Source organism: Enterococcus sp. H57 (assembly GCF_003112495.1).
Classification (GTDB): Bacteria; Bacillota; Bacilli; order Lactobacillales; family Enterococcaceae; genus Enterococcus_B; species Enterococcus_B faecium.
Genome location: NZ_BEHC01000042.1, coordinates 1 through 11,394, shown reverse-complemented (window position 1 = coordinate 11,394; position 11,394 = coordinate 1). Strand labels below are relative to the sequence as shown.

Annotated in this window: 11 protein-coding genes; 8 read left to right on the top strand and 3 right to left on the bottom strand. The window is 39.0% G+C overall.

Annotated elements, in window-relative coordinates:
- Positions 1-194: 194 nt before the first annotated feature.
- Positions 195-1,874 (bottom strand): ribonuclease J1, encoded by a 1,680-nt coding sequence (gene rnjA, locus DIZ30_RS09050; RefSeq protein ID WP_002287948.1) that lies wholly within the window; start codon positions 1,872-1,874, stop codon positions 195-197.
- 1 nt (position 1,875) lies between these two features.
- Positions 1,876-2,088 carry a DNA-directed RNA polymerase subunit epsilon gene (locus DIZ30_RS09045; protein ID WP_002287947.1) on the bottom strand — a complete coding sequence of 71 codons (213 nt, stop codon included), beginning with the start codon at positions 2,086-2,088 and terminating at the stop codon, positions 1,876-1,878.
- A gap of 392 nt (positions 2,089-2,480) precedes the next feature.
- Between DIZ30_RS09045 and efrA the strand changes: the two genes are divergently transcribed.
- The 4 genes from efrA to DIZ30_RS09025 all read left to right on the top strand — a co-directional run bounded on the left by efrA (position 2,481) and on the right by DIZ30_RS09025 (position 6,898).
- A complete protein-coding gene (gene efrA, locus DIZ30_RS09040; RefSeq protein ID WP_002296290.1) occupies positions 2,481-4,211 on the top strand; it encodes a multidrug efflux ABC transporter subunit EfrA in 1,731 nt (576 codons plus the stop codon).
- Positions 4,208-5,968: a multidrug efflux ABC transporter subunit EfrB gene (gene efrB, locus DIZ30_RS09035; protein ID WP_002299665.1), complete on the top strand. Its 1,761-nt coding sequence runs from the start codon at positions 4,208-4,210 to the stop codon at positions 5,966-5,968. The genes efrA and efrB overlap by 4 nt, the downstream gene beginning before the upstream one ends.
- Positions 5,969-6,062: 94 nt before the next feature.
- Positions 6,063-6,260: a hypothetical protein gene (locus DIZ30_RS09030; RefSeq protein ID WP_002296291.1), complete on the top strand. Its 198-nt coding sequence runs from the start codon at positions 6,063-6,065 to the stop codon at positions 6,258-6,260.
- A gap of 152 nt (positions 6,261-6,412) precedes the next feature.
- Positions 6,413-6,898, top strand: a complete 486-nt coding sequence (locus DIZ30_RS09025) for a gamma carbonic anhydrase family protein (RefSeq protein WP_002289401.1) — start codon at positions 6,413-6,415, stop codon at positions 6,896-6,898.
- 103 nt (positions 6,899-7,001) lie between these two features.
- On the opposite strand, the gene clpP is transcribed toward DIZ30_RS09025, so the two are convergent.
- Positions 7,002-7,595, bottom strand: coding sequence for an ATP-dependent Clp endopeptidase proteolytic subunit ClpP (gene clpP / locus DIZ30_RS09020; RefSeq protein ID WP_002289402.1), 594 nt, complete (start codon positions 7,593-7,595; stop codon positions 7,002-7,004).
- A 179-nt stretch (positions 7,596-7,774) separates the two neighbouring features.
- Here clpP and DIZ30_RS09015 point away from each other — a divergent pair, with 179 nt between their 5' ends.
- The 4 genes from DIZ30_RS09015 to hflX all read left to right on the top strand — a co-directional run bounded on the left by DIZ30_RS09015 (position 7,775) and on the right by hflX (position 11,282).
- Positions 7,775-8,302 (top strand): hypothetical protein, encoded by a 528-nt coding sequence (locus DIZ30_RS09015; protein ID WP_002289403.1) that lies wholly within the window; start codon positions 7,775-7,777, stop codon positions 8,300-8,302.
- Positions 8,303-8,392: 90 nt separating this feature from the next.
- Positions 8,393-9,130 carry a glycerophosphodiester phosphodiesterase gene (locus tag DIZ30_RS09010; protein WP_002289404.1) on the top strand — a complete coding sequence of 246 codons (738 nt, stop codon included), beginning with the start codon at positions 8,393-8,395 and terminating at the stop codon, positions 9,128-9,130.
- A gap of 3 nt (positions 9,131-9,133) precedes the next feature.
- Entirely contained in the window at positions 9,134-10,051 is a 918-nt protein-coding gene (gene miaA, locus DIZ30_RS09005) for a tRNA (adenosine(37)-N6)-dimethylallyltransferase MiaA (protein ID WP_002289405.1), read from the top strand.
- 1 nt (position 10,052) lies between these two features.
- Entirely contained in the window at positions 10,053-11,282 is a 1,230-nt protein-coding gene (gene hflX / locus DIZ30_RS09000) for a GTPase HflX (protein WP_002289406.1), read from the top strand.
- The last annotated feature ends 112 nt before the right edge of the window (positions 11,283-11,394 follow it).

Below are 11,394 nucleotides of genomic sequence, written 5' to 3'. Positions count from 1 at the left end.
AAAAAAAATCCCTGCCACAAGAGACAATTTCTCTTGTGGCAGGTATTTTTTTGTATGAAAAAGTAAATAAATTTAAGAGGCTATGAAAGAGCCACCTTGTATCAAGGAATAAGAACAAACAAAAATGGCTTCTCATGTTTTTCATTTGTTTTCTCTTATATTCAGGACAAGGTGCTGATTTCATAACCTCTTATTTATTCTTCATCTGGTGTCATTACCATTGGCAAAATCATTGGATGTCTTTCTGTACGTTCGAATAAGAAAGGCTGAAGCGCGCCAGTCATCGCTTCTTTCAATTTATATTCTGAACAGTCAGGTCCATTCAAACATTCTCTTAAAGCGTGGAATAAGATTCGCTGAGCTTCATTGATCATTTCTCCTGATTCTCGCATGTAGACAAATCCACGAGAGAGAATATCTGGACCAGCCAAGATTTCTTTTTTCTTGATATCCACTGTCGCGACAGCTAATACAAGACCTTCTTCTGAAAGCAGGTGACGGTCACGTAAAACGACATTACCAATATCACCGATCCCGCTACCATCGATATACACATCTCCAGCCACAAAATGCCCAGCAGGACGCGCAGAATCGCTAGTTAACGCTAAAACATCGCCATTTTCCATGATGAAGCAGTTTTCTGCAGGAACACCTACATCTTGTGCTAGAGAAGCATGTACTTTCAACATGCGGAATTCTCCGTGGACAGGAATAAAATATTTTGGCTTCATCAAACGAAGCATTAATTTTTGTTCTTCTTGTCCACCGTGACCGGAAGTATGGATGTTATTGATTTTTCCGTGAATCACTTCTGCACCAGCTTCAGACAGCAAATTGATCAAATGATTGACACTTGTTGTATTACCAGGAATAGGTGAACTTGAAAAGATCACTGTATCGTCTGGCTGGATTTGGATTTGACGGTGAGTACCATTCGCGATGCGGCTCAACGCGGCCATCGCTTCTCCTTGAGAACCTGTACATAGGATCATCGTTTCATTGGCAGGCAAGCGATTGATTTCGTGTGCATCTACAAATGTGCCGTCTGGAACTTTGATATATCCTAAACGTTGACCGTTGACGATGGCATTTTCCATGCTTCGTCCGAAAACAGCGATTTTACGACCAGTTGCCACAGCGGCATCTGCTGCTTGCTGCAAACGGAAGATGTTAGAAGCAAAGCTGGCAAAAATGATACGTCCTTCGATTTTTGAAAAGATCTTCAAAATAGAATGCCCAATCGTTTTTTCTGATTTAGTAAATGTTGGAATCTCAGCATTTGTACTATCAGATAAAAGGCACAAGACTCCTTCTTCCCCGATACGAGCCATTTTATGCAAGTTTGCTGGTTCGCCAACAGGAGTGAAATCGAATTTGAAGTCTCCAGTCGCTACGATATTTCCAGAAGGTGTTTTCACCACGATCCCTAATGCATCTGGGATACTATGGGTCGTTCTGAAAAAGCTGACAGAAGTCTTTCTAAAACGGATGATCGTATCTTCATTGATCTCATGGAGCTCTGCATCTCGAAGCAAGCCATGCTCATCTAATTTGTTTGTGATCAACGCTAATGCGAGAGGACCAGCATAGATAGGAATATTTGCTTGTTTCAGCAAGTAGGGTATTCCGCCGATGTGGTCTTCGTGCCCGTGAGTAATCACCAAGGCTTTTACTTTGTGTAAGTTTTGTATGATGTAGCTGTAGTCGGGAATGACATAGTCAATTCCAAGTAAATCGTCTTCCGGGAATTTGATCCCGGCATCAATCAAAATGATTTCATCTTGGAATTGTACCCCATACGTATTTTTCCCGATTTCACCTAATCCACCAATAGCAAAGACGCCTGTCTCGTTATTTTTGATGGAAAGTTTCATATTAAAACTCCACTAATGAGAAATCAGCATTTTCTTTTTCGTACTCTAGATGACTTCCTTCTAGAAGTTGAACGAATTCAATATTGTATGGGGTATTTTCTTCCACACGTTGGCGAGCGTCTACATCGCTTTTTGCCTCAATGTAAAGAGATTTTGTTTCTTCCCGTTTAGGGTTGCGTACTTTTGTTTCTTGATAATAAACTTTATAGATCATTGTTTTGTCTCCTTTATCTGCGTAAAGCAGTGATTTAGCTAGTTGATTTTTTTAGACAACACAAAACGAGGGGACAAGCCACCTGGTTTTTCATATGCTTTGACTAGAATACTGGATTCGAGTCAAAGAGACAAGCCTCGTTTTTGCTTATCTGTTCGGATATTTTTTCAACCGTACCTTCTGTATAAAAAATATACAACAATTAATTGTTATTCTAGCATAAAACAGCAAATAAGTATAGAAATCAACTAGATTGAAAGAAAAAATCAATGTTTATCATCCCGCTATAATCATAATGACTTTTTTATGAGAGAAGTGTTCTATTAATAGGCTCGTTGTGCTATCATTTTTAGTAATGAAAATGTAACAAAAGATTAAAAGGAGATGAGAAAGTGAAACTAATGTGGCATTATACCATGCGTTATAAGAAATTCTTGTTTTTCAATTTCATATGCGTATTTGGTTTTATTTTGATTGAATTAGGACTTCCTACGATTTTAGCACGTATGATCGATGTAGGAATCCGCAATGATGATTTTGATTATGTGAAGCAACAAGGGATATTTATGATCGTTATTACTGTAATCGGTATTATTTTGAATATCTTGTTAGGTTATTTTGGTTCGAGGATTACGACTAATATCGTAGCAGATATTCGAGATGATTTGTTCGAAAAGATCCAAAGTTATTCGCATCAGGAATACGAAAATCTAGGCGTATCTTCATTGATCACTCGTACAACAAACGATGCTTATCAGATCATGTTGTTCCTGCAAAATATTTTACGTATCGGTTTTATGGCACCAATGATGTTCATTGTCAGTTTGTACATGGTCATGCGTACAAGTGTGACACTCAGTTTGTATGTAGTAGGTGCATTACCTTTACTATTATTGGCAGTCGTAGCGATTGCTAAGGTGTCTGAACCGTTATCTAAAAAGCAACAAAAAAACTTAGATAAAATCAACAGTATCTTGCGGGAAAATCTTTCAGGATTGCGTGTGATTCGTGCATTCGTCAATGAAAAGTTTGAAGAAAAACGTTTTGCTGTAGTCAATGAGAATTATGCTTCTAGTTCAAAAAGCTTATTCCGTTTGATGGCTGTTGCACAACCGGGTTTTTATTTCTTATTTAATATCGTAATGGTATTGATCATCTGGAGCGGGGCAGTGCAAATCGATGCAGGCGAGCTTCGTGTAGGAGATTTGATTGCGTTTATCGAGTATATATTCCATGCCTTGTTCTCATTCATGTTATTTGCTAGTGTGTTCATGATGTATCCAAGAGCAGCTGTTTCAGCTGGACGTATCCAAGAAGCCCTAGATGCCAAACCTTCGATTGTAGAAGATCCAAATGGTATATCTGATACAAAAACTAAAGGGTATATCGAATTTCAAAATGTAACATTTGCTTATCCAGGCCATTCGCAAGAGCCAGTGATACGAAATGTCAGTTTTACAGCCTCTCCAGGAGAGACCGTTGCTTTTATTGGAAGTACCGGTAGCGGAAAATCTACGTTGATCCAATTGATCCCTCGCTTTTATGATGTGAGTGAAGGAAAGATCTTGATCGATGGAGTAGACGTGAGAGATTATCGGCTAAGCAAGTTGCGAGATAAGATTGGGTTTATTCCGCAAAAAGCGCTGCTATTTACTGGAACGATTGCAGATAATTTGCGATACGGGAAAGAAGATGCTACGCAAGAAGAAATGGAACGTGCAGCTGAGATTGCTCAAGCTTCAGAATTCATTTCTCGAAAACCAGATGGATTTAATGAACATTTATCAGAAGGTGGTTCCAATTTTTCAGGTGGACAAAAACAACGATTGGCAATAGCCAGAGCCATCATACGCCGTCCGGAAATCTATATTTTTGATGACAGCTTTTCTGCATTAGATTATCAAACGGATGCGAAGTTACGTGCTCGTCTGAAAAAAGAAACGACAGAATCTACTGTATTGATCGTAGCACAACGTGTGGGAACGATCATGCATGCAGATAAGATCATCGTATTAAATGAAGGAGAAGTCGTCGGTATGGGGACGCATCGGGAGTTGTTGGAAAAATGCCCGATTTATTATGATATTGCCGCTTCTCAATTATCAAAGGAGGAATTAGCATGAAAAAAACCTTTTCTTCCTTAAAACGTTTAGCTCGATATATCAGACCGTATCGTGGGACTTTTCTTTTAGTGATCCTATTTACAGTTCTGACAGTGGCTTTCAACGTGGCTTTGCCATATGTTACAGGACTTCCTACTACAGAAATCAGCCGTAATATTGCCAATGGCGAATCAATCAATTTTTCTTATATATTCAAATGTCTCATTTGGATCACAGTTGTTGGAATAGGGTATTGTATTTCGCAATTACTTTCTGGTGTTTTGATGACAAATGTCGTTCAAAGTGCCATGCATGATTTGAGAAGAGACATAGAAGAAAAAATCAATCGTCTTCCGGTTTCATATTTCGATAAAAACCAGCAAGGAAATATTTTGTCTCGTGTGACGAATGATGTAGATGCAGTCAGCGGTGCTTTACAACAAGCTTTTATTGGTATCGTAAATGCGATATTGGGAATTACGTTGGCTGCAGCAATGATGTTTTATATCCAGCCGATGATGGCGCTGATCTCTATGATCATGATTCCAACATCGATCTGGATCTCAAAACGAGTGATCAATGCTTCGCAGAAATATTTTCAAAGCATGCAGAATTCTCTTGGTGAGCTAAACGGCTACGTCCAAGAAAATATGACAGGTTTTAGTGTATTGAAAGTATATGGACGCGAAAAAGAAACATTGGAAGGATTCAAAAAAGTTAATCACAGCTTGAAATACTTTGGGTTTCGTGCAGCATTCATTTCTGGCTTGATGATGCCTCTAGTTCAATTAACTGCCTATGCTACTTATATTGGTATGGCTGTTCTAGGAAGCTTTTATGTTATTACTGGGGCGATCGTTGTCGGTCAACTACAAGCATTCATCCAATATATTTGGCAAATCAGTCAGCCAATGGGGAACGTGACACAATTGTCTTCAGTTTTGCAAAGTGCATCAGCGGCAACGAAACGTGTATTCGAGATTTTAGATGAGCCAGAAGAAAAAGAAAACAAAGTAGATGCTTCACTGCCAGAAACGATTTTAGGAGATGTGACATTCGATCATGTCGATTTTGCATATGATCCGAAGAAACCATTAATCCAAGATTTGAATTTTGAAGTGAAAGCTGGTCAAACCGTAGCTGTGGTCGGTCCGACCGGTGCCGGCAAGACGACATTGATCAATCTATTGATGCGTTTTTATGACGTAGACAAAGGAGCAATAAGGATTGATGGAATCGACACCAAATCAATGAGTCGCAGTGATGTGCGTTCGCTATTTGGTATGGTCTTGCAAGATGCATGGCTTTATCAAGGAACGATTGCAGATAATATCCGCTTCGGAAAGCTTGATGCGACAGATTATGAAGTAGTTGATGCTGCGAAAACAGCAAACGTAGATCATTTTATCCGAACGATGCCAGATGGATATGATATGGCCATCAATTCTGAGGGAGACAATGTGTCTTTAGGACAAAAACAGTTGCTGACGATTGCCCGAGCAGTGGTCTCCGATCCTAAAATCTTGATTTTAGATGAAGCAACAAGTTCAGTAGACACCCGTTTAGAAGCGTTGATTCAAAAAGCAATGGATCGCGTGATGGAGGGACGGACAAGTTTCGTCATCGCTCACCGTTTATCGACAATCCGTGATGCAGATCTGATTCTAGTGATGGATCAAGGTCAGATCATTGAAAAAGGAACGCATGAGAGTTTATTGGCACAAGGTGGATTTTATGAAAAACTGTATAACAGCCAATTTGCTGAGGAAGCAGAATAAGTCATATAAGAATAAAACAGTTTAAAACTTATTTTTTGTTCTCTATTCTTGATAATGGTAAAGTAAAGTTATCAAGAAAAGTGAGGACACGGAGATGGAACAGTTTTTAAATGAAAAAATTACTGAAGCCAAAAGAGAAGTTGATCGTTTAACGCACGTCTGTCAGACGAAGCCTTTTGATTCAGCTGATTTTTTTGAAAATGAGTTTCAAATCGAACGCTTGGCAGCACAAATAGAAGTGTACGAATTAATTTTAAAAAAAGTAATAGAAGAAAATATAGATGTACAATAAAAACAGGTAAAACGTCAGTTACCAGATACTGTAAATAGACATCTGGCCTGAGCAGGTTTTACCTGTTTTTTTTCTTATGAAATAAATATATGCTATGATACCTTTATTCAATAGGATTAGTTTCTACAAAAAATGAAAGGAGAAAAATAAATATGGAACGGTTTATAGCATCAAATGCCACAGTGATTGGTGATGTGACATTGTCAGAAGATGTGACGATCTGGTATCAAGCTGTTTTACGCGGGGACAGTAATTGGATAAAAATAGGACAAAGAACGAATATCCAAGATGGTACAATCATCCATGTCGATCATGATGCACCTGTAGATATTGCGGAGAATGTGACGGTAGGACATCAGTGCATGCTACATGGCTGTACAATCGAAAAAGGGGCGCTGATCGGGATGGGGACCACGATATTGAATCATGCGGTTATTGGTGAGAATAGTTTGATTGGTGCTGGATCATTAGTAACAGAAGGAAAAGTTATTCCTCCTAATGTCTTGGCTTTTGGTCGCCCAGCTAAAGTGATCCGTCCTTTGACAAAAGAAGAAATACAAAAAAACAAAGAAAACATCCAGCATTATGTCGAGATAGGTCGGATGCATGCGCAAGGAAAATTCAAGGAGCAAAGATAGGCAGTAGCATCCATAAAATAAAAAAGGATGGTCAGTTTGAGTTGACCATCCTTTTTTATTTGGTTTAGATAAGAGAGCTTAAAAAAGCTTCCTTTGAAACAGATTAATTTAATGAAGAACTGTTTTCCATGACTTCATCGATCAATCCATATGCTTTTGCTTGTTCAGCTGTCATATAGTTGTCACGATCTGTATCTTTTTCAATCACTTCAAGCGGTTGTCCAGTGCGTTCAGCTAAAATTTTGTTTAAGCGTTCGCGTGTTTGCAAAATATGGCGTGCCGCAATTTCGATTTCAGTTGCTTGCCCTTGAGCGCCGCCAAGAGGTTGATGGATCATGATCTCAGCATTTGGTAAAGCAAATCGTTTACCTTTTGTACCAGCTGTCAGCAAGAAGCTTCCCATTGAAGCAGCCATACCCATAACAATTGTTTGGACATCTGCTTTGACAAAGTTCATTGTGTCGTAAATAGCCATACCTGCTGTAACTGAACCACCAGGAGAATTGATATAAAGATAGATATCTTTTTCAGAATCTTGAGCGTCTAAGAAAAGCAATTGGGCGATGATCGAATTAGCAAGATCATCTGTTACTTGGCCGCTTAACATGATGATACGGTCTTTCAATAAACGTGAGTAGATATCGTAAGCTCTTTCACCTCGTGAAGATTGTTCAATGACTGTAGGAATTAAATTCATAATAGAGTTCCTCCTTGATTTCGTTTAGAAATAGTGTACCATAATTTAGTTTCTAATACCTAAAATGTAGTATACATTTTTGGTCAAAAAAGGTCAAATAAAAAACTTAGGCAAATTAGTCGCATAAACCCGCTTTATGGTATGATAAGCAGAGAAACAAAACAAGGAGGAACAACAGATTGATAGTTGGTATTACTGGCCTTATCGGAGTGCTGACAGGTGCTGTAGTTGTCTATATCGGCATGATACTGCAAATGCGTCACTTGGAAAATAAAGAACAGCGTAGACGTGAATTGGAATTGAAAGTCAAAGAAATCGAGACGCTGAATCAATTAAATAAAAAGATCAACGAGATCTTGCAAAAACGGACAACGCTGATGGAAGAATATGTCAGCTTTGATGCATTTGATGATTGTTATATCACGATTGACGATTTTGCGTATCTCCAATCATTTTCAGCGCAAAATAGTTTTTATCTGCCAAATTATATTTTAGACGAGCTATTTAAGAATATCTCCCATCGAAAAGTGATTTTATCTCCAGATGAAACAATGAAGATTGGTGGATATGCTTATAAAGGCGGACGCGTGATTTTAGAGAATTTTACGGATAGTCTGACTGAAATGATCAATGAAAAAAAAGCTCAGTTGAAGACTATGACGCGCCAGCCGATTGGTTTCTTCTCGAAAGATGATGTTTGGAGCTGATATTTTGAAGCATTGCCGTTGCACATGAGAGCGTGGTAATGCTTTCTTTTTTTCTTAATGATACAATAGAACTGAACGGAGTGAAGAAAGATGTTACAAATCTATGCCCATCGCGGAAGCAGCGGCACCCACCCAGAAAATACGCTTCCTGCATTTGCAGAAGCTGTACGAGTAGGTGCAGATGGTATCGAACTAGATGTCCATCTAAGCAAAGATGGTTATTTGATCGTTATGCACGACGAAGAAGTGGACCGGACGACTAACGGTAAAGGGCTGATTCGAGAAAAAACATTGGAAGAACTCAAAAAATTGAATGCAGGGGGCAAATTCAGCAAAGAATTTCCAGCAGCTAAAGTTCCTGAATTGAGAGAAGTGTTAGGACTGCTCCTCCAAAAAAATTACCGAGGGATGCTAATGATTGAAATTAAAACTGATCAGTATGAATATCCCGGTATCGAAGAAAAATTAGCCGAAACATTAAAAAGTAGAGATTGGCCTTTTCAACATGCATATTGCAGCTTTCATTTGGATTCTTTGGAAAAAATCGCATTACTGGAACCGGAGATACAGCTGGACTTATTGATGAGTACTTCTGATAAAAAGATCCAACTAGCAGCAGAAACCCCTTATATAGAAGGAGTACATCCAAAAAATACTTGGTTGTTCGAACATCCAGTCCAGGCAGCTGATTTTCCAAAAGCAATTCGTGCATGGACGATTAACGATGAAGAAGAAATGGCCAAATGTCAAGAACTCAAAATAGATGGAATAATAACTGATTTTCCGGAGAAAGCTCTTCGGTGGAAACAATCAACGAAAAGTAGGTAAAATATGGAAAAAGTATTAGTGATCGTCGGTCCGACAGCAGTCGGTAAAACAGCGCTAAGTGTGGAACTCGCACAACTATTTGGAGGAGAGATCATCAGTGGTGATTCATTGCAAATCTATAAAAATCTGGATATCGGTACAGCAAAAATCAAAGAAGAAGAGATGAATAATGTTCCGCATCATTTGATTGATGTGATCGAACCTACTCAACGTTACTCAGCCGCTGATTTTCAGCATTCAGGTCGACAATTGATTACCGAGATTGCGAACCGAGGGCACCTACCTATCATAGCTGGTGGTACGGGTCTGTATATCCAATCCCTTCTATATGATTATCAGTTAGGAGCGACAGAAGAAGCGAATCCTGAGATTAGAAAAAAGTATGAAACGTTAGCTGAAACAATTGGTTCCCAAGCATTATGGAATCAGTTGAAAGAAAAAGACCCGGCAGCTGCTGAGAAAATCCACTGGAACAATCAACGCAAAGTGATAAGAGCTCTGGAAGTTTTAGAGACGACAGGACATAGTATCACGGCACCTAAAGAAGAGCCAAAGCAATTGTATGATTACCTCATGATTGGATTAGATACGAAGCGTAGTATTCTTTATGAACGAATCAATCAAAGAGTCGATTTGATGCTAGCAGAAGGTTTAGTAGCAGAAGCGCGTAAGGTGTATGAGCTTGGAGAAGTCCAGGCCAGTCAAGGTATTGGATATAAAGAATTTTTCCCTTATTTTGAAGGGAAAGAAACATTGGAAGAAGCAACAGAACAAGTCAAACTACATTCGAGAAGATACGCGAAACGTCAGTTGACGTGGTTTCGTAACCGTTTGGATGCACAGTGGTTTGATCTTATAAGTGAGCCAAATCAAAAAAGTCAGATTGAGCAAACAATCAAAAAATGGCTGGAGGCGGAATAAAATGGAAGAAAAAGTGATCATCGTAGGGGTAGAAACCGAAGCAAACCAGCGTTACTTTTCAGAGTCAATGGAAGAGCTAGTTCAGCTGACGAATACCGCATCAGGAGAAGTCGTATTCACAATTACACAAAAGAGACCACAAGTGGATCGGCAAACGATTATCGGTAAAGGGAAATTACAAGAATTAGTTCAACAAGCGGATGCGCATGAAGCGGATTTGATCATCTTTAATCATGAGCTAACTCCGAGACAGAGCCAACTGATTACCGATGCTGTTGGTCTTCCGGTAATTGATCGCGTGCAGCTTATCTTAGATATTTTTGCGATGCGTGCTCGTTCGAAAGAAGGGAAGCTGCAGGTTGAACTTGCTCAGTTAGAATACCTACTGCCTCGTTTAGTAGGGCAAGGGAAAACATTATCTCGTCTTGGCGGTGGGATCGGAACAAGAGGGCCAGGTGAAACAAAGTTAGAAACAGACCGCCGACATATACGGAATAAAATTTTTGCTGTTAAGAAAGAATTGAAAGAAGTAGAAGCTCATCGAGAGCGCAATCGCCAAAAAAGAAAAAATAGCGAGATTTTTCAGATTGGACTTATTGGCTACACGAATGCCGGGAAGTCAACTATCTTGAATCTATTGACACAAGCGGATACTTATTCGAAAGATCAATTGTTTGCAACGTTAGATCCATTGACTAAGAGATGGCGTTTTGCTGAAGGATTTGAGATTACTGTAACGGATACCGTCGGGTTCATCCAAGACCTGCCTACGCAACTGATCGATGCTTTCCATTCTACATTAGAAGAAAGTCAAAATATGGATCTTTTGCTACATGTAGTCGATGCTAGTTCTCCAGATCGTATTTTACAGGAGCAGACTGTCTTAAAATTGATGGATGAACTGAATATGAAAGAAATGCCGATACTGACTGTTTACAATAAGGCAGACCAGATCGACCCAGCGATGTTCACGCCTACGCTATTCCCAAATGTATTGATTTCTACTCAGACGAAAGAAGGTAAGATGGCGTTGATCGAAGCAATCAAACGTCAGCTGATGGAACTAATGACCCCTTATACACTTTCTGTGCCAAGCAACGAAGGACAGAAATTAAGCGAGTTGAGAAGACAAACAATGGTTTTGGACGAAGCGTACATGGAAGAAACAAACGAATATGAAGTTAAAGGGTTTGCAAAAACCAATTCAAAATGGTTAAGAAAAAACCAATAAAATTTTGTTTTTTTAACAACGCGAATTGTAAAATTAAGTTAGAAAAATAAAAAGGCATTTATGGTACACTCAAATTGTATTTCCGACGAAAGAAAACAAAGGAGTGTAACCA

Excerpts from the sequence above, each read along its gene's own strand:
- rnjA (WP_002287948.1), bottom strand. The coding sequence starts at position 1,874 with ATGAAACTTTCCATCAAAAATAACGAGACAGGCGTCTTTGCTATTGGT.
- DIZ30_RS09045 (WP_002287947.1), bottom strand. The coding sequence starts at position 2,088 with ATGATCTATAAAGTTTATTATCAAGAAACAAAAGTACGCAACCCTAAA.
- efrB (WP_002299665.1), top strand. The coding sequence starts at position 4,208 with ATGAAAAAAACCTTTTCTTCCTTAAAACGTTTAGCTCGATATATCAGA.
- DIZ30_RS09030 (WP_002296291.1), top strand. The coding sequence starts at position 6,063 with ATGGAACAGTTTTTAAATGAAAAAATTACTGAAGCCAAAAGAGAAGTT.
- DIZ30_RS09025 (WP_002289401.1), top strand. The coding sequence starts at position 6,413 with ATGGAACGGTTTATAGCATCAAATGCCACAGTGATTGGTGATGTGACA.
- clpP (WP_002289402.1), bottom strand. The coding sequence starts at position 7,595 with ATGAATTTAATTCCTACAGTCATTGAACAATCTTCACGAGGTGAAAGA.
- DIZ30_RS09010 (WP_002289404.1), top strand. The coding sequence starts at position 8,393 with ATGTTACAAATCTATGCCCATCGCGGAAGCAGCGGCACCCACCCAGAA.
- miaA (WP_002289405.1), top strand. The coding sequence starts at position 9,134 with ATGGAAAAAGTATTAGTGATCGTCGGTCCGACAGCAGTCGGTAAAACA.
- hflX (WP_002289406.1), top strand. The coding sequence starts at position 10,053 with ATGGAAGAAAAAGTGATCATCGTAGGGGTAGAAACCGAAGCAAACCAG.